At 54.6% G+C, this 18,850-nt stretch carries 15 protein-coding genes; 5 read left to right on the top strand and 10 right to left on the bottom strand.

The genetic code is table 11. The features are described from left to right. Window positions 1-5: 5 nt before the first annotated feature. From polB to araB, 4 genes are all read right to left on the bottom strand, one after another. Window positions 6-2,363 carry a DNA polymerase II gene (gene polB / locus AC07P6_RS25390; protein ID WP_304255955.1) on the bottom strand — a complete coding sequence of 786 codons (2,358 nt, stop codon included), beginning with the start codon at window positions 2,361-2,363 and terminating at the stop codon, window positions 6-8. 150 nt (window positions 2,364-2,513) lie between these two features. Next, window positions 2,514-3,209: an L-ribulose-5-phosphate 4-epimerase gene (gene araD / locus AC07P6_RS25385; RefSeq protein ID WP_182236295.1), complete on the bottom strand. Its 696-nt coding sequence runs from the start codon at window positions 3,207-3,209 to the stop codon at window positions 2,514-2,516. A 187-nt stretch (window positions 3,210-3,396) separates the two neighbouring features. Further along, on the bottom strand, window positions 3,397-4,899 hold the full coding sequence (gene araA / locus AC07P6_RS25380) for an L-arabinose isomerase (protein ID WP_110272591.1): 1,503 nt from the start codon (window positions 4,897-4,899) through the stop codon (window positions 3,397-3,399). Window positions 4,900-4,909: 10 nt separating this feature from the next. Continuing rightward, window positions 4,910-6,619 (bottom strand): ribulokinase, encoded by a 1,710-nt coding sequence (gene araB / locus AC07P6_RS25375; protein ID WP_434660141.1) that lies wholly within the window; start codon window positions 6,617-6,619, stop codon window positions 4,910-4,912. Between the two features lie 337 nt (window positions 6,620-6,956). On the opposite strand from araB, the gene araC reads away from it, so the two are divergent. Continuing rightward, a complete protein-coding gene (araC, locus tag AC07P6_RS25370; RefSeq protein WP_110272589.1) occupies window positions 6,957-7,802 on the top strand; it encodes an arabinose operon transcriptional regulator AraC in 846 nt (281 codons plus the stop codon). Between the two features lie 128 nt (window positions 7,803-7,930). Next, entirely contained in the window at window positions 7,931-8,698 is a 768-nt protein-coding gene (locus tag AC07P6_RS25365; protein WP_478314961.1) for a DedA family protein, read from the top strand. Here the strand turns inward: AC07P6_RS25365 and thiQ are convergent. The 4 genes from thiQ to sgrR form a co-directional block, all read right to left on the bottom strand. Beyond that, entirely contained in the window at window positions 8,685-9,386 is a 702-nt protein-coding gene (gene thiQ / locus AC07P6_RS25360) for a thiamine ABC transporter ATP-binding protein ThiQ (RefSeq protein ID WP_478314960.1), read from the bottom strand. The two genes, AC07P6_RS25365 and thiQ, sit on opposite strands and share 14 nt — an antisense overlap. Next, window positions 9,370-10,980, bottom strand: a complete 1,611-nt coding sequence (gene thiP, locus AC07P6_RS25355) for a thiamine/thiamine pyrophosphate ABC transporter permease ThiP (RefSeq protein ID WP_478314959.1) — start codon at window positions 10,978-10,980, stop codon at window positions 9,370-9,372. The genes thiQ and thiP overlap by 17 nt, the downstream gene beginning before the upstream one ends. Further along, complete coding sequence (gene thiB, locus AC07P6_RS25350; RefSeq protein ID WP_182236305.1) at window positions 10,956-11,939, bottom strand: thiamine ABC transporter substrate binding subunit; 984 nt, start codon at window positions 11,937-11,939, stop codon at window positions 10,956-10,958. The genes thiP and thiB overlap by 25 nt, the downstream gene beginning before the upstream one ends. Window positions 11,940-12,228: 289 nt before the next feature. Further along, the gene (gene sgrR, locus AC07P6_RS25345) at window positions 12,229-13,884 is read right to left on the bottom strand and encodes an HTH-type transcriptional regulator SgrR (protein WP_434660134.1); all 1,656 of its coding nucleotides are present in this window, start codon (window positions 13,882-13,884) and stop codon (window positions 12,229-12,231) included. A gap of 87 nt (window positions 13,885-13,971) precedes the next feature. Between sgrR and sgrT the strand changes: the two genes are divergently transcribed. Continuing rightward, window positions 13,972-14,124: a glucose uptake inhibitor SgrT gene (gene sgrT, locus AC07P6_RS25340; RefSeq protein WP_110272583.1), complete on the top strand. Its 153-nt coding sequence runs from the start codon at window positions 13,972-13,974 to the stop codon at window positions 14,122-14,124. A gap of 229 nt (window positions 14,125-14,353) precedes the next feature. Beyond that, window positions 14,354-15,538: a sugar efflux transporter gene (locus AC07P6_RS25335; RefSeq protein ID WP_182236309.1), complete on the top strand. Its 1,185-nt coding sequence runs from the start codon at window positions 14,354-14,356 to the stop codon at window positions 15,536-15,538. A 52-nt stretch (window positions 15,539-15,590) separates the two neighbouring features. On the opposite strand, the gene AC07P6_RS25330 is transcribed toward AC07P6_RS25335, so the two are convergent. Beyond that, window positions 15,591-16,901 (bottom strand): MFS transporter, encoded by a 1,311-nt coding sequence (locus AC07P6_RS25330; RefSeq protein ID WP_478314958.1) that lies wholly within the window; start codon window positions 16,899-16,901, stop codon window positions 15,591-15,593. Between the two features lie 232 nt (window positions 16,902-17,133). Here AC07P6_RS25330 and AC07P6_RS25325 point away from each other — a divergent pair, with 232 nt between their 5' ends. After that, window positions 17,134-18,030 carry a LysR family transcriptional regulator gene (locus AC07P6_RS25325; protein ID WP_110272580.1) on the top strand — a complete coding sequence of 299 codons (897 nt, stop codon included), beginning with the start codon at window positions 17,134-17,136 and terminating at the stop codon, window positions 18,028-18,030. 36 nt (window positions 18,031-18,066) lie between these two features. Here AC07P6_RS25325 and aroD read toward each other — a convergent pair whose 3' ends face one another. Then, window positions 18,067-18,822, bottom strand: a complete 756-nt coding sequence (aroD, locus tag AC07P6_RS25320) for a type I 3-dehydroquinate dehydratase (RefSeq protein ID WP_112215539.1) — start codon at window positions 18,820-18,822, stop codon at window positions 18,067-18,069. Window positions 18,823-18,850: the final 28 nt, after the last annotated feature.

Genomic DNA, 18,850 nt, shown 5'->3' with positions numbered 1-18,850 from the left:
AAAAATCAAAATAGCCCCAGCTGACCTGTCACTATTGTAGCAAAATCGTCGTCGACAAAGGGAAGAATTCCGTCGGCAACAGGCTGCAATTGCTTTGACAAATAGTGCTCATAATCGAGCGGTGATTGCTGATAGTCCACCGGCTCGGGCCCGCTGGTGGTCCAGACATACTTAATGCTGCCGCGCTGCTGATACTGCTGCGGCCTGCCCAGCTTGACGTTTTGCTCATCCGCGAGCCTGGCTGCTCGCACGTGCGGCGGCACATTGCGCTGATACTCCGCCAGCGGGCGGCGCAGGCGTTTACGGTAGATCAGCCGATCGTTAAGCTCGCCGTTCATCAGCTTATCAATGGTTTCGCGCACATACTCCCGGTAAGGCTGATTGCGGAAGATGCGCAGATAAAGCTCCTGCTGAAACTGCTGGGCCAGCGGCGTCCAGTCGGTGCGTACCGTCTCCAGTCCTTTAAAAACCATCCGCTGCTCGTCACCATCCTGAATCATCCCGGCATAGCGTTTTTTACTGCCGGTATCGGCACCGCGGATTGTCGGCATTAAAAAGCGGCAGAAGTGGGTTTCAAACTCCAGTTCCAGGATGCTGGTCAGATTATCTTTGCCAAGTTCTGTTGCCCACCACGCATTGACGAAGGCCACCAGCGAATGGCCGATTTTCGTCGCCTCTTCTTCGCTGTGGGCGCGCTTTAGCCACACGAAGGTGGAGTCGGTATCGCCGTAGATAACGTCATAGCCCTGGGATTCAATCAGCGCTTTGGTCTGGCGCATAATCGCGTGGCCGCGCATGGTGATTGAGGAGGCCAGGCGCGGATCGAAAAAGCGGCAGGCGCTGGTGCCCAGCACGCCATAAAAGGCGTTCATGATGATCTTCAGCGCCTGTGACAGCGGTTTGTTTTTGTGCAGTTTAGCCTCGTCTCGCCCGTGCCAGATTTGCCCGACAATGCCCGGCAGGCAGTGTTTCTCACGCGAGAAGCGCGCGCCAAGAAAGCCTTCGGTGCTGTGTTCGTTATCGGGCTGCGCCAGCCCCTCAACCAGCCCGACCGGGTCAATCAGGAAGGTACGGATAATTGACGGGTACAGGCTCTTATAGTCCAGCACCAGCACCGAATCATACAGGCCGGGCCGCGAGTCCATCACGTAGCCGCCGGGGCTGGCCTGCGGCGGTACTTCGCCGAGGTTTGGCGCGACGTAGCCCAACCGGTGCATACGCGGGAAATAGAGGTGGCCGAAGGCGGCGACCGAGCCGCCGTGACGATCCGCGGGCAGGCCGTTGACCGTCGCGCGTTCCAGCAAAAACGGCATGATCTCCGTTTTATGAAAGATACGCGTAACCAGCTCGCAATCCTGCAGGTTATAGGTCGCCAGCGCCGGTTTATCTTCATTAAAGCGGCGGTCGATTTCGTCCATCCGATCCCAAGGATTATCGATGGCTTTCCCCTCGCCGAGCAGCTCGCGAGCGACTGATTCCAGCGCAAAAGAGGAGAAGTTCCAGAAGGCGGATTTTAGCGCCTCAATGCCGTCGATAATCAAGCGGCCGTTGGCCTGAGCGAAGAAGACGCCGTTTTTAAACCCGTGCTCGCGCCACTCCAGTTCGCTGTTGCCGCGCCCTAGCATCAGCGGGATACGATAGCGCTCGGCGTGCTTTTGCAGGACACGTAAATCGAACTGCACTACGTTCCAGCCAATCAGTACGTCCGGGTCGTGGGCGGCAAACCAGGCGTTCAGCTTTTCCAGCAGCAGGGGGCGGCTGGCAACATACTCCAGCTCAAAATTGACGGCTGGCGGCGAGGCCGGTTCAGGCCCGAGCATATAGACGACCCGCTGCCCGCAGCCTTCAAGACCGATGCAGTAGAGCTCGCCGTGGCGGCTGGTTTCGATATCCAGCGAGACCCATTTCAGCGGCGGGCGGTAGTCGGGGTTGGGCTTCATTCGCGCGTTGACCAACTGCTGGCCGCGCGCGTCACCTTCGACCCACACCGGGGCGGTGATAAAGCGCTCCATCAGATAGCGCTCTGGCGGACGAATATCGCCTTCATAGACCGTGATGCCGTTTTCGCGCAGCTTTTTTTCCAGCCGCATCAGCTGGCGGTGAGCGCGGCAGTAGAGGCCAAACACCGGCTGGCGATGAAAATCTTTTAGGGTAAGGGGAGCAAGACGGTGGCCGTTTTCCCCTTGCAGCAGGCGTTCAACCTGCGCGCGCTGGGATTCGGGGATGAAAGCAACGGATTCCTGCGGCGGCAGCGTGACCTGAAGCGGGCCGTCATCGGTCGCTAGCCAGAAGGTCAGTTCGGTGCCCTGCGCGGTATCCCGCCAGTGACGGGTCAGTAAAAAACCTTCTCGTGGCTGCGTCACGCCGTGCTCTCATTAGTAAAAACCAGGCCTGATTATAGCCTGGTTCATGCAATGGTGCTGGGGTTTTATACAGGTGTGGCGGGCATCCGTTCCCGGAGGCGGCGCTTCGCACCTGTCCGGGCTACCAGACTTGCAGACGGTTGTGGAGTTTTACTGCCCGTAATAGGCTTTCGCCCCGTGTTTACGCAGATAGTGTTTATCCAGCAGCGTTTGCTGCATATCTGGTAATTGCGGTGCCAGCTGGCGGCAGAAGATGCCCATATAGGCGATCTCTTCGAGCACAATAGCGTTATGCACAGCGTCTTCGGCGTTTTTCCCCCAGGCAAACGGGCCGTGGGAGTGCACCAGTACACCGGGCATTTGCGCCGGATCGATGCCTTTTTCACGGAAGGTTTCGACAATCACCTCGCCAGTTTCCCACTCGTATTCACCATTGATTTCGTCGTCGGTCATCAGGCGGGTGCAGGGAACCGCGCCGTAGAAATAGTCGGCGTGGGTGGTACCGGTAGCGGGAATCGACTGCCCGGCCTGCGCCCAGATGGTGGCGTGGCGCGAATGGGTGTGGACGATGCCGCCCAGCGTTGGAAATGCCTGATACAGCAGGCGGTGAGTTGGCGTATCTGAAGAGGGTTTTTTCTTGCCTTCAACCACTTCGCCAGTCTCAAGGCTGACCACGACCATGTCTTCGGCGGTCATCACGCTGTAGTCGACGCCGGAAGGTTTAATCACCAGTACGCCCTGTTCACGGTCGACGGCGCTGACGTTGCCCCAGGTAAGGGTGACAAGATTGTGCTTTGGCAGGGCCAGGTTGGCTTCCAGTACCTGGCGTTTGAGATCTTCTAACATAATGTACTCCAAATAGCAGGCGAGTCAGGTTTCCCTCACCCCGGCCCTCTCCCGAAGGGAGAGGGAGAAAGGCGGACCGCGCTTGAACTTTCCTCCTCAGCCGAAGGGAGAGGGAGAAAGGCGGCATTGCGCTCGATCGGTCCCCTCTCCCCGCTGGGGAGAGGGTTAGGGTGAGGGGAACGGCCTCTTAACGTTTTGAACCGTAATAAACTTCGTTCCAGCGCAGCGCATCTTTGAACGATGGCAGGCGGGTCTCGTTATCAATGACGGTCAGCTCGATATCCTGCAGTTCGGCGAACTGGCGCATATCGTCCAGGGTCAGCGCGTGGCTGAAGACGGTGTGGTGCGCGCCGCCTGCGATAATCCAGGCTTCAGACGCGGTGCGCAGGTCCGGATGGGCTTTCCACAGGGCGTTAGCCACCGGCAGCTTCGGCAGATCGTGCGGGGTTTTCACCGTTTCAATGGTGTTAACCAACAGACGATAGCGATCGCCGAGATCGATCATGCTGGCGACGATCGCCGGGCCGGTCTGGGTATTGAAAATGATACGCGCTGGATCGGCTTTACCGCCGATGCCCAGCGGCTGCACGTCGAGAATCGGTTTCTCGGCGGTAGCTATGGTCGGGCAGACTTCCAGCATGTGTGAGCCCAGCGCCAGATCGTTGCCTTTCTCGAAGTGGTAGGTGTAATCCTCCATAAAAGAGGTGCCGCCCTGCAGACCAGTTGCCATCACCTTCATGATGCGAAGCAGAGCGGCGGTTTTCCAGTCGCCCTCGCCCGCAAAGCCGTAGCCCTGCTGCATCAGACGTTGTACGGCCAAACCCGGAAGCTGTTTCAGGCCGTGTAAATCTTCAAATGTGGTGGTGAACGCATGGAACCCACCTTGTTCGAGGAAGCGCTTCATCCCCAGTTCGATGCGTGCAGCATCAATCACGTTCTGACGCTTATCGCCGTGGATTTGCGCCGCAGGCGTCAGTCGGTAGGTACTTTCGTACTCATCGATCAGCGCGCTGATTTCACCCTCAGTGACCGCGTTAACCACCTGCACCAGATCGCCCACTGCCCAGGTGTTAACCGTGAAGCCGAACTTGATTTGCGCGGCAACTTTATCACCGTCAGTGACCGCCACTTCACGCATGTTGTCGCCGAAACGGCACACTTTCAGATGGCGAGTATCCTGTTTTGATACCGCCTGGCGCATCCATGAGCCGATGCGCTGATGAGCTTCCTGATCCTGCCAGTGGCCAGTCACCACGCTGTGCTGCTGACGCATACGCGCGCCGATGAAACCGAACTCGCGGCCGCCGTGTGCGGTCTGGTTCAGGTTCATAAAGTCCATATCGATGCTGTCCCACGGCAGAGCCGCGTTGTACTGGGTATGGAACTGCATCAGCGGTTTATTGAGGATAGTCAGGCCGTTAATCCACATTTTGGCAGGCGAGAAGGTATGCAGCCACACCACCATCCCGGCGCACTTATCATCGTAGTTCGCGTCGCGGCAAATATGGGTGATTTCATCTGGGGTGGTGCCCAGCGGTTTGAGCACCAGTTTGCACGGCAGTTTGGCTTCCGCATTGAGGCTATTCACCACATGTTCGGCATGCTTCGTGACTTGACGCAGCGTTTCTGGGCCATACAGATGCTGGCTACCAATAACGAACCACACTTCATAGTTATTAAAAATTGTCATTTTCATGTCCTTAATGGGTGAGAGCTGCCTGGGATTGCGGGGCTGTTTCCGCCTTTGCAGTCGAAGGGAGATAGAGTTGTTCTGCGCTGACCGACCATTGTTGGTAGCGCTGATAGAGTTGTTCGAAACGTTGTGCCTGCTCAGGGCGCGGCTGCAAGGTACTTTCCACCTGGCTGGCCATGTTCTCCTGCGCGGTCGGAATATCGCGGTACACGCCAGCGGCGACGGCGGCAAAGATGGCGGCGCCCAGAGCGCAGCACTGATCGGAAGCGACGATTTGCAGCGGGCGATTCAATACATCGCAGCAGGCCTGCATGATTACCTGGTTTTTCCGCGCAATGCCGCCAAGCGCCATCACGTTATTGACCGGAATACCCTGTTCGGTGAAGCACTCCATAATGGCGCGTGCGCCGAAAGCGGTAGCGGCAATCAGTCCGCCGAACAGCGCCGGAGCGTCGGTGGCGAGGTTCAGGTCGGTAATCACCCCTTTCAAACGCTGGTTTGCGTTCGGCGTGCGGCGACCGTTAAACCAGTCCAGCACCACCGGCAGATGTTCGAGGGACGGATTTTTCGCCCAGGCTTCGGTCAGCGCAGGTAGCAGCTGTTTTTGGCTAACTTTGATCTGCTCTTTCAGCTCCGGATTCGCGAGCGCCAACTGCTCGAGCGGCCAACCAAGAATGCGGCCAAACCAGGCATAGATGTCGCCAAACGCGGATTGTCCGGCTTCCATACCGATAAAGTCAGGCACCACGCTACCGTCTACCTGGCCGCAGATCCCTTTCACCGTACGTTCGCCAACGCTTTGTTTGTCGGCAATCAGGATGTCGCAGGTTGAGGTACCGATAACTTTGACCAGCGCGTTAGGTTGGGCACCAGCACCGACTGCGCCCATATGACAGTCGAAAGCGCCGCCGGAGATGGTGACGGTTTGCGTCAGACCCAGGCGCTGCGCCCATTCGGCGGTCAGCGTGCCGACAGGTAAATCGGCGGTCCAGGTTTCGCTGAACATCGGCCAGGTCAGGTTCTGGTTAAGAATGGGGTCGAGTTCATCGAAGAAGCTGGCCGGCGGCAGGCCACCCCAGCTATCGTGCCACAGTGATTTGTGCCCGGCGCTGCAGCGGCCACGACGAATATCCTGCGGGCGGGTGGTGCCGGAAAGCAGGGCTGGAACCCAGTCGCACAGCTCAATCCACGAAGTGGCGGCCTTGGCAACGGCGCTATCCTCGCGGGTGACATGGAGGATCTTGGCCCAGAACCACTCGCTGGAGTAGATGCCGCCGATATAGCGAGAGTAGTCCTCTTTGCCTGGCTGGTGGCACAGACGGGTGATAGCCTCCGCCTCTTCCACCGACGTGTGGTCTTTCCACAGTACGAACATGGCATTAGGGTTGTTGGCGAACTCTTCGCGTAACGCCAGGACATTGCCGTCAGCATCAATCGGCGCGGGCGTTGAGCCAGTGCTGTCGACGCCGATACCCACGACGGCGGCGCGTTGTTCGGCGCTCAATGACGCCAGGACGCTTTTCAGCGCGGCTTCCATTGATTCAATGTAATCACGTGGATGATGGCGGAACCGATTGTTCGGGCCATCGCAGAACAGCCCCTCCTGCCAGCGCGGATACCATTCGACGCTTGCGGCGAGCTCTTCGCCGGTCGCGCATTCCACTGCCAGGGCGCGTACTGAATCACTGCCAAAATCGAGGCCAATCGCAATTGCCATTCTGTTACTCCATGCTAAAAAACATTCATGGTGAAACAGTAGATATTCGTGCCGAAAACCGTCAGGCTGTATTCGCTAATCTTATGGACTATATTGCTGTGAGGTCGCAAAGTGTGACGCCGTGCAAATATTCAATGTGGACTTTTCTGCCGTATTTATAGACACTTCAGTTATGTGCTGAATGCGTATGAATTGTGCGCTGTGCTCAGTTTTTGCCGAGAGAAGGCGGGTTTTAATTCGATTTCTAATCCACGTCGCAGTACGGGCTGTCAGCCAGACGATAAAATACAAGGTATGGACAATTGGTGTCCAAAATGTCTCCGGGAGAGCTGATTTTATGGCCGAAACGCAAAACGATCCTTTATTGCCGGGTTACTCCTTTAATGCCCATCTGGTGACGGGCCTGACGCCAATTGACGCAGAAGGCTATCTGGATTTCTTCATTGACCGCCCGCTGGGTATGAAGGGGTATATTCTGAACCTGACGATCCGCGGCGAAGGGGTAATCAACAACCACGGAGAGCAATTTATCTGCCGACCCGGCGATATGCTGCTGTTCCCACCGGGGGAGATTCACCATTATGGGCGCCACCCTGATGCCCGGGAGTGGTATCACCAATGGGTTTACTTCCGGCCGCGCGCCTACTGGCATGAATGGCTGAACTGGCCGACGATTTTTGCCCAGACCGGTTTTTTTCGCCCCGATGAGCAGTGGCAGACACGTTTTTGCGAACTGTTTGGTCAAATTGTTGATGCCGGGCAGGGGGCTGGGCGTTATTCCGAGCTGCTGGCGATAAACCTGATGGAGCAACTGCTGCTAAGGCGCATGGAGGCGATCAACGAGTCGCTGCACCCGCCGCTGGATAACAGGGTGCGCGATGCCTGTCAGTACATTAGCGATCATCTGGCGGACAGCCATTTTGATATTGCCAGCGTCGCCCAACATGTGTGCCTGTCGCCGTCGCGCTTATCGCATCTGTTCCGCCAGCAACTGGGCATCAGCGTACTCGGATGGCGGGAAGATCAGCGAATTAGCCAGGCCAAGCTACTGCTCAGCACCACGAGGATGCCAATCGCCACCGTAGGTCGCAACGTGGGCTTTGAGGACCAATTGTACTTTTCCCGGGTATTTAAGAAATGCACCGGCGCCAGCCCGAGTGAGTTCCGCGCGGGATGTGAATAAAAAGTAAAGAAAGTGAAATGATGACCCGGATTATTAACACTGCCAGTAAACTATACAAACAATTGATGGCTTGACGAAGTATTGGCGGCTCCGGAGAATCCGTGCTTCGTTTTTAAACCGGGTACATTATGCAAGCATTGCTGGAACACTTTATTACTCAATCCACGGTCTATTCCCTGATAGCCGTTCTGCTGGTTGCCTTCCTGGAGTCGCTGGCGCTGGTGGGGCTTATCTTACCGGGAACGGTAATGATGGCCGGATTGGGTGCGCTGATCGGCAGCGGTGAAGTTAACTTCTGGCAGGCGTGGCTGGCGGGGATTATTGGTTGCTTGCTCGGTGACTGGATTTCGTTCTGGCTTGGCTGGCGCTTTAAGAAGCCGCTGCACCGTTGGTCTTTTTTGAAGAAAAACAAAGCGCTGCTCGATAAAACCGAACATGCGCTGCATCAGCACAGTATGTTCACCATTTTGATTGGTCGATTCGTCGGACCGACGCGGCCGCTGGTGCCGATGGTTGCCGGAATGCTTGACCTGCCGGTCGCGAAATTTATTCCACCTAATATTATTGGCTGCCTGCTGTGGCCGCCGCTCTACTTTTTACCAGGAATTCTGGCCGGAGCGGCGATTGATATTCCGGCCGATGAGCATAGCGCCAGCTTTAAGTGGCTGCTGCTGGGGGCGGCGCTGTTGGCGTGGCTGGCTGCGTGGTTGTGCTGGCGACTGTGGCGCAGCGCCAAAAGTTCGGGAGATCGCTTAACCCGCTTCCTGCCGCGCTCTCGCCTGCTGTGGCTGACGCCGCTGATGCTGATTGCCGCCGGAGTGGCGCTGACTTTTGCCTTCAGCCATCCGCTGATGCCGGTCTATCTTGAGATCCTGCATAAGGTTATTTTGCGCTAATCCCCAATAGCGACGAGGCGCTGCTGTTGCCGCTGAGCAGTTCGGCAGTTGTGCCATCCCAGGCGATTCTCCCCTCGGCGACCACGATTGAACGCGCCGCAATGCGCGCCGCATCTTCCACGCTGTGCGACACCATCAATAGCGTCAACTGCTGCTGCTGACAAACGTCGGCGACCAGCACCAGCATCTCCTGGCGCAGAGCGGGATCGAGCGCCGAAAAGGGTTCATCCAGCAACAGTACCGGCTGCTTGCGCACCAGACAACGCGCTAGCGCCGCACGCTGCCGTTGGCCGCCGGACAGCTCGCCCGGCAGGCGTTCCAACAGCGAATCGATACCCATCTGCCCGGCAATAGCCTGCAAATGGTCTGTCTGTTCGGCATTTAACTTAAGCCCCGGATTCATCCCGAGCGCAATATTCTGGCGAATGGTCAGATGGTTAAAGAGGTTATTTTCCTGAAACAGCATCGATACCGGACGGCGCGCGGGCGGCGTATGGGTATGGGACTGGCCGTCGATGGAGATACTGCCGCTGGCGGGCGGTAAAAAACCGGCAATCAGGTTTAGCAGCGTGCTTTTCCCCGCGCCGCTGGGACCAAGAACCGCAATGCGCTCGCCGCGTTCAACGCCGAGCGTAAAGCGCATCGGCAGATGCTGGTAAAGCCAGGTCACATCATTCAGTTTTAGCATCACGCCCCGGAAGTTTTTCAATCACGCTAAAGAGTACAAAGCACAGCAGCAGGAGCAGCAGGGCGGTAACGGCGCCGTCCTGGCTACGGTAAGAGCCAATTTGCTGATACAGGTAGAACGGCAGGGTGCGGAAGTTTTCGTTGCCAAACAACGCCACGACACCGAAATCGCCAATCGACAGCACGCAGGCAAAGGCCAGAGCCTGGGCCAGCGGACGTTTTAAAGCGCGAAGCTCAACCACCCGCAAGCGGGTAAAACCGTGCATCCCCAACGACTGGCACAGCGTGCCATAGCGGGTAGCGATGTCGCGCATAGGGTTTTCCAGCACCTTAAGCGCATAGGGAATCGCCATTAGCGCATTGGTGAAAATCACGATGCCATCGGCGGATTCCGGTAGGCCCACGCTGTTATTGAGCAGCAGGAAGAAACCGGTCGCCAGTACGATGCCGGGCATCGCGAGGATTAACATCCCGCTGAGTTCAAGCGTCTGTCCGGCTAGCGGGTAACTGCGGGCGCGAAGCTCGCGGCTGCTCCACAGCAACATCATGGTCAGAATGACGCTTAAGACGCCAGCAGCAAGGGCGATGCGCAGTGAAGTCCATAGCGCCTGCCATAGCGCGGGCTGGCGCAGCACGCTAAACAGATTGCTGTTCAGACCGTCGAATACTACCGCCAGCAGCGGAGGCAGCAGAAGCATGAGCGCTGCGGTGATCAACGCAAAATCGCTTAAGCGACTGTGTAGTCGGTCGTCGGGATCGCGCCAGCCGTGGATGTTGCTGGCCCCGATGGCAAGGGCTTTGCTCAGGCGCTGGCTGAGCAATACCAGCCCGAGACAGCAGATCATCTGGATAAGCGCCAGCATCGCGGCGCGCGCCGGGTCGTAGTCAAAATTAAGCGCCTGGTAAATCGCCAGTTCGATGGTGGTGGCTCGCGGGCCGCCGCCCAGCGATAGCACGGTCGCAAAGCTGGCAAAGCAGAGCATAAAAATAAGCGCGGCGACAGGTGGAATTTGCCGACGCAGCCACGGCCATTCAACCAGCCTGAAGAAGACGTAACCGCGCATCCCGAGCTGGGCGGCGATTTGCCGCTGCTCGCCGGGGATGTTTTCCAGCGTCTGAAGTAACAGGCGCGTGGCCATCGGCATATTAAAGAACACGTGCGCCAGCAGGATCCCCTGTAGCCCGTAGGGCGAGAACTCCCACTGCCAGCCGAAAGCGTTAAATAATTCGGCGAGCCAGCCCTGGCGGCCATAGACGCTAAGAATACCAAACACCGCGACCAGCACCGGTAGGATTAAGGTCATTGCGCACAGACGCAGTAGCAGCGTGCGTCCGGGGAAGCGTCGACGATAGAGGGCGCGGGCGAGGAAAATCGCCGGAATTACCGAAAGCAGGGCCGAAAGAAACGCCTGCCAGAAGGAGAAACGTACCACGTGCCAGAGATAGCTATCGCTGACGATCGTACGCCAGGCCGCATCCGGTGCGCTGTTCCAGAGCGCCATAAAAGCGGCCAGCGCGACGGCGACCAACAAAGTGGCCGCCGTCAGGCCCGGCAGAAGCCAGCCGAAAGTTAGCGGCTGACGGCGCGTTGCCATGCGCTGATCCAGTTCTGGCGGTCTGTCGCCACCTGCTGCGGGGTAAACTCGAGGGTAGTTTGCGGTTTCATCAGCGTGTCAAAGCCTGCCGGGAGCGCAACCTGAGTGACCGGATACATCCAGTTGCCGGTCGGGATAGCGTTCTGGAAGCCAGGAGATACCATAAATTTGAGGAATTTTTCCGCCAGTTCCGGCTGCTTGCTGGCTGCGGTGCGGGCGGCAACCTCGACCTGTAGATAGTGGCCCTCAGCGAAGTTCGCCGCGGCATAGTTATCTTTCTTCTCTTCGATAATGTGATAGGCCGGGGAGGTGGTGTAGCTCAGTACCAGATCGCTTTCACCTTTCAGGAACAGGCCGTAGGCTTCGCTCCAGCCTTTGGTGACGGTAACGGTTTTCGCCGCCAGCTTCTGCCAGGCTTCCGGGGCTTTATCGCCGTAGACTTTTTGCATCCACAGCAGCAGGCCAAGGCCCGGCGTACTGGTGCGCGGATCTTCATAAATCACCCGCCATTTCTGGTCGCTCTCAACCAGTTCTTTCAGGCTTTTCGGCGGATTTTTAAGCTTATTTTTATCGTAAACAAAGGCGAAGTAGCCGTAATCAAAGGGGACAAAGGTATCGTTGTCCCAGCCGCCAGGCACGCTGAGCGCGGTGGCTGGTACGCCGCTTTTGGCGAACAGTTTGCTCTGGGAAGCAGCTTCCAGCAGGTTGTTATCCAGCCCAAGCACGACATCGGCTTTGCTGTTTTTACCTTCCATGCGCAGGCGGTTGAGCAGCGAGACGCCATCTTCCAGCGCCACAAACTTCAGCTCGCAGTTGCAGTCGGCTTCAAAAGCTTTTTTAATCGCCGGACCTGGTCCCCAGTCGGCGGAGAAAGAGTCGTAGGTATAAACGGTCAGGAGTGGTTTGGCGAAAACGGGCGCAGCGACCAGCGCCAGTAGCGGGAGTAATTTTTTCAACACTTTGCACCTCAGAAAAAAGGGGTGGCAAAGGATTTTGAGTGGGCCTCAAATCCCTTCGCCGGCGTTATCCGGATCAGGTTCGACGGGTATTTTCTCAGCCCATACGCTTCATCCTTCAAGCCGTATCTGCGTTAGCTTCGCGCGTTCACCCCAGTCACATAGTTATCTATGCTCCAGGGGATTCACCCGCTTGCTGGCTTGATGCAACTTGAATGATATTGCGTATGTTTATTAGCACCCCGTTGAGAACGGCAGTTAGTGTAATGATTTTGTTAGCTGACGGAAAGCCTTACGGCTCCGGTGGCGCAAACCACGCGGACTTAAAGTCGAACCAGCCGAGGGTATTCATGCGCACGCCGCGCATGCTGCGCTGCCCCTGGATCATCAGCCAATGGTGTATGAGCGGCACAATGGTTTGGTTGGCCAACAGCTGCTGGCTCCAGGTGGCCGGATTAAGCTCTCCTGCGCGCCAACGGCTGGCGTCCTGCTCCCAATCAATGGGAATACAGTGGCGAATCAGCGGGACTTCATACAACCATGCAAACAGGGAAAAATCGATCGGTAACGTGAAGTTGGCGCTATTGAGCCACACGTCGCTGACCACTTCGCCGCGATGCCACTCTTCGTACTCCAGCTCCTGAATTTCTAGTTTGACCTGATGCTCGGCCAGCAGCGTCGCCATAATCCCACCTATCAAGCGATGCTCGACGTGGTCCTGGTAATAGGTCAGCCTGACCGTCTCCAGTCCCGGCGGTTTTTCGCAAGCGTGGCTGCGCGCATGGTGCCAGCGGGGTAGCAGGCCGTAGGCCGGGAACCAGTTGCCCTGATAATGTTCACCAGCGTGATAGAGCAGGCTGGCGGGCTGGAACAGGTAGCTTAACCACTGGCGAACCGCGGTGTTGCTGCCGAGCGGGCTGCGGGCGTCGAACAGCAGATAGTAGCAACCCTCTTCCAGACGGCTTTCCACCGCTTTTTCACTCTCCGTGGTGCCCTGGAGCGTTAATCCGCCATTGGGTTCTTCGCTGATTTCCGGCAGCACCCAGACGTTAACTTCATCGATCAAGGCCCGATAGCCGAAATAATCATCGAAGGCATGGATCTTCAACTGGTTTTGGTTATTGCGGGCGACCGCATAAGGGCCGGTACCTATGGGGATGCTGGAGAAGTTGTCCATTGACTGCCAGTCGTGTGGCAGGATCATCGCTGGAACCTGGCTGAGCAGCCACGGTAGCCAACGATCGGGCTGACTGAGATGAATATCCAGCGTCCATGCGGTAGGGGAGTCTATGCGCTCGATATGAGAGAACAGCGGCAGCGCGTTGCTACGCTGTAAGGAGGTGATGACATCTTCCATTTCCAGTTCACGTCCATGATGAAAATGAATGCCAGGACGCAGAAAAAAACGCCAGTGGGTTGGGGTAATTTGCTGCCAATGGTGAGCTATATCCGCTTCCAGTTCCCCATTTTCCTCATTTACTCGCGTCAGGGCGCTAAAAATCTGCCGGGCGATGTGCGTTTCCGAGCGGCGCAGCGCGCTACCGGGCAGCAGATTTTTCATTGGACGGTAGTAAAGTACGCGCAGGATGTGCCGCCCCTGACGGAAGCTGCGGCCGAGATGGGAAACCAGCATTTGCCGGACGGCGGCTTTATCGCCAACCAGTTGCACCAGTTGATCGATTCGGTCCTGCTCAAGCAGGTCTTCCGCTCGCTGTTGTTGCAAGGCGAGACCGGTATAGAGGAAAGCCAGCCGGGAGCGCTTACCGCGCCCGACCTCCGCCTCCCAGGTCAGCCAGCCGCGCTCTTCCATCATATTCAGTAAGGTACGCATATGACGACGCGAGCAGCTCAACATATCTGCCAGCTCATTAAGCGTTGTCTCCTGCGACTTGCCGTCGCAGCACTGCCATAAGCGGATGAACTGCTGTTGTAAACGACCGGAAGACATAAAAGGGGAACTCCTGATAAAAACTCAGCAATTTATTACTTCCTATATTAAGTCAATAATCAACCTCGATGAAGTGAGGAGGTGAATATGATGAGGTCAACCACAAAACAGTTCTACCTACGCTACTTTTCTGCGACGCAGGATGCGTCCTGGCTGGCCCGCCTGATGGCAGGAAGACAGCAGGAAATTCTTGGCGAACTGATGCAGTGGGGAGTTACGTCGCAGACCTCTGATCATTGACTTGCAGACATCATGTGTGACTGAGTATTGGTGTTATACTCGTCGTCTTTCAAGCTGCAGGTGCGTTGGCTGCGCCCGCTCGCCCAGGTCACATAGTTATCTATGTTCCCAGGGACTTACGTTCTGGCCGCCTGCCCGCAACTCGAAATCCATAGAGTATAGAATCACCCGCCAGCAGAAAACCTCTGCTGGCTTTTTTCGTTTTCTTCGCGTGGTTTAAGGACATGACATGCTGTGGTTAATGACGATGGGGCGACGTCTTAACGGCGTTTACGCCGCTTTTATGCTGGTCGCTTTCATGATGGGAATCGCTGGTGCGCTACAGGCGCCAACGCTCAGTTTATTTCTTAGCCGCGAAGTGGGCGCACAGCCTTTCTGGGTGGGGCTTTTCTATACGGTTAACGCGATTGCCGGGATTCTGGTCAGCTTGGCGCTGGCCAAGCGCTCCGATAGCCGGGGCGATCGTCGGCGCTTGATTATGTTCTGCTGCCTGATGGCGGTAGGCAATGCGCTGCTGTTTGCATTTAATCGCCACTATCTGACGCTGATTACCTGCGGGGTGATGCTGGCTTCGGTGGCGAATGCCGCGATGCCGCAGCTTTTTGCGCTGGCGCGGGAATATGCCGATAGTTCGGCGCGTGAAGTGGTGATGTTCAGTTCGATAATGCGTGCTCAGCTCTCGCTGGCGTGGGTGATTGGCCCACCGCTGGCTTTTATGTTGGCGCTGAATTACGGCTTTACAACCATGTTTACGATAGCGGCGGGCATTTTTGTCATCAGCCTGGCGCTGATTGCCTTCAAGCTGCCGTCGGTTGCCCGCGTTGAGCAGCCTTCGGAAGGTGCGGAAGTGCTACAGCAGGCTGGGGGGTGGCACGATAAAAACGTGCGTATGCTGTTTATCGCCTCTACCCTGATGTGGACCTGCAACACGATGTATATCATTGATATGCCATTGTGGATCAGCAGCGATCTGGGTCTGCCGGATAGTCTGGCGGGGATTTTGATGGGGACCGCCGCCGGACTGGAAATTCCGGCAATGATTTTGGCGGGCTATTACGTTAAACGCTGGGGTAAACGCAACATGATGGTTGCGGCGGTTGCGGCAGGCGTGTTGTTTTATGTCGGCCTTATTCTGTTTCACGACCGGGTGGCGTTGCTGGCACTACAGTTGTTTAACGCCGTGTTTATTGGCATCGTTGCCGGGATTGGTATGCTGTGGTTTCAGGACCTGATGCCCGGAAGGGCAGGGGCGGCAACGACGCTGTTCACCAACAGTATCTCCACTGGGGTGATTCTGGCTGGGGTCATTCAGGGGGCGGTATCGCAGAGCTATGGACACGCCAGCGTTTACTGGACCATTGCCGCTATTTCGCTGGTGACGCTGTTTATGACCTGTAAAGTTAAGGATATATAATTAATTATCTACCCCGGCAGGTGATATGGCCGGGGTAGTTTCACGCAACTTGCTATTTCAATACAATCCGTTTGATATCGCCGATAATAAAAATATAGGCGATAACGCCAATAAATGCCGTCAGACCAATATAAATGAGTGCGTAGAAGAAATTACCGGTCATCGATATAATGACGCCAATAATCAATGGGGTAATGAACGATGCCATATTTGCGCAGAAGTTGAAGATCCCACCGGTAAGCCCAGCCATATTTTTAGGGGCAATATCTGAAATTAGCGTCCAGCCTAGTCCAACCATCCCCTGTCCAAAGAAGGCTATCGACATAATAATAATGACGGCAGTGTTACTCTCCACCCAGTTAGCCGCGATGATACAGCTGGAAAGCAACAGCCCTGAAATAATGGGTAGTTTTCGACTAATATTTACAGACTTGGTTTTTCTTAATATTTTGTCGGAGACCCAGCCACCGAAAAGAATGCCAACAGCCGCTGCCATAAATGGCCAGGAGGCGAAGAAACCAACGTGAAGCCATGGCAAATGGCGCTCATTGGCCAGATAGGTGGGGAACCAGGTCAGGAAGAAAACCAGCGTAGTATTACCTGCAAACTGCCCAAGGCTGGCGCCAATGATTTGCCTGCAGCACAGTAAACGTTTTGCATCTGGCCAGTTGAAAGGGACATTTTCATTCGCTTTCTCGGTATTTTCTAAACCGATGTATTCCAGTTCGGCTTTATTTGCGGTTTTGGATTCATGCGGTTCGTGATAAAACTTCCACCATACAAAAGTGAAGGCAATACCTAATCCACCAGTGATAAAAAATAACGTTCTCCAGCCGTGATGTTCAAGAATAATAAAGAGTAAAGGAGAAAATGCCGCCAGGCCAATATATTCTCCGACGGTGTAAGTTGCCGTTGCACGTGCGCGTTCATGTTGGGGAAACCATTTACTCACGACCCGGCTGTTGACCGGGAAACAGGGTGCTTCACTGATTCCCAGACCTAAACGCAATAGCAATAAGGATTTTAACCCGACTGAAAAGCTTTGTAATAGAGTGAAGGTTGACCAGAAAAAAATGGAAAGCGCGTAGGTTAATTTGTTACCAAAGCGATCTAAAAACATGCCGCCAGGGATTTGTGCCAGCGCATAGGTCCAGGCAAAAGCAGAAAAAACGATGCCCATCATTGCCGGATCGATATGTATTTCGCTTGTTAACTTAGGAGCAACAATACCAAGGATAGTACGATCAAGATAATTTATCATCGTACCAATAGAGAGTAACATTAAAATTACAATTCGCGTTTTGGTTCGCTTCTGCGTGGCCGGTGGCGAAATAGGCCTTTCCTGAACATCGATTGTCCTCATTGAGAGTTCCTTTAAAGTTTAAAATATTTTTGCATATATTGACACATGCAAAAATATTCTACTGAACCATTGATTTAGTCTATGATATTGCAATCCTTTGTTACGTGATGAATAAAATAACAAAACAATATTTGATGCGACGCCGATATTTGCCCTTTGCGACTCATCATAGATGGCTTGTATGGTATATTAGGTGCATTAGTTTTATTCTTATATTATACGAGCAAAAATAATGAACCTAAAGCAACTTTATTATTTTAAGCGACTGGCAGAAACCGAGCATTACACCGAGGCGGCCTCTAGTCTTTTCATCACCCAGCCCTCCTTAAGCCATGCCATATCTGAGCTGGAGAAAGAACTGGGAGTAGCGCTATTTGCCAGAAAAGGGCGAAATGTCAAGATCACACAGAATGGTAAACGCTTTCTGCCCTACGTGGAAGATGCGCTGGCTTCTCTGGAAAATGGTCGCATGACGCTGCAAAAAAATAGTGCGGAAAACAAAGAGAATATTCGTATTGCTTTTATTTATACAATGGGTGAGTTTGTTGTTCCGCAGTTAATTAATAAATACTCACTTTCACCATCTTGTCACAATGTGACGTTTTCTTTTACTCAGGGCACGTCGCTAACGTTGCTACAGGAACTGAAGGCCGGAAAGACTGATTTAGCCATTTGCTCTTATATTGCTGATGAACCAGATATTGATTTTATTCCAATTATTCAGCAAGAACTGGTTGTCGTGACGGCGAAAGATCATCCTCTTGCCAGGCTATATGATGATGAAGTCGATCTGGTTGAGACGATTCATTATCCCTATGTCTATTTTTCAGAAAATAGCGGTCTGCGGCCTTTTATCGATAACGTATTTATGCAGCAAAAATTAGTGCCGGACATTGCTTGCTATGTTGACGAGGATACGGCGATGGCGGGGCTGGTGAGTATTGATTATGGTATTGCGATTATGCCGCGAATTTCCGCACTCTCGTACTACAACGTGCATATCCTGACGATCAAAAATGCGATTCCTCCACGCTATATCTATCTGGCAACGATGAAAGAGCGGGTACTTTCCCCTGCAATTCAGTCGTTTAAGAATGTTATTATTAATGACAGCCAAAAAATGATTTAAGTAGATGCCCGGAGGAAACCTCCGGGCACTGTTTTATCAGGAAAGAATATCCATCAGTTCACGCAGCTGAGTAATGGCGATTTGTCCCGGTGCTGACGCCTGACCTACGGTACCGAAGGTCATTGCTGAACCGAACAAACGACCCGTTACCCGGCTAACCCCGCCGGATTTACCCATCGACATGGTAATTAATGGGCGGGTTGCATACTTTTCTTTCATCGTCAGGGTTGCAGACAGCAGGGTTAACACATCCTGCGGCGACTGCGGCATGACGGCGATTTTCGGTAAATCGGCACCCAGATCCTGCATACGACGCAGGCGGTAGATAATATCTTCCTGAGCCGGAGTTTTATGGAAATCATGATTACTCATGATGACTTTTACGCCAGCCGCATGGGCATCGTTCACCAGTGAACGAATCTGTGCTTCATCATTGAATAGCTCGACATCAATGACGTCAGCGAGTCCGCTAACCGCCGCCTGGCGATTCAGTTCAAAATAAGCTTCATCGCTAATTTCCGTTTCGCCGCCCTCTTTTTTACTGCGGAAGGTGAACAGCAGCGGAATGTCTTTCAGCAACTGACGAATTTCGCCCAGCGCCAACAGTACCTGCTCAATTTCTCTAACCTGCGTGAAGTGATCAACACGCCATTCGATAATGTCAGCTCCGGCAGTAGCCAGGGCACGAGCATTGACTTGCAGTTCGTCAATGGTTTTACCAATCAGCGGAACGCAAATCAGGGTTTCCCCTTCCTGGAAGGTGATGTTTTTTACTGTTACTGCTTTAGTCATGTTGGTATCCATTATTCTTTTTGTCATT

Source organism: Klebsiella sp. GFKo11 (assembly GCF_056490265.1).
The sequence above is the reverse complement of the archived record's forward strand: the minus strand, read 5'-3'. Positions and strand labels throughout refer to the sequence as shown.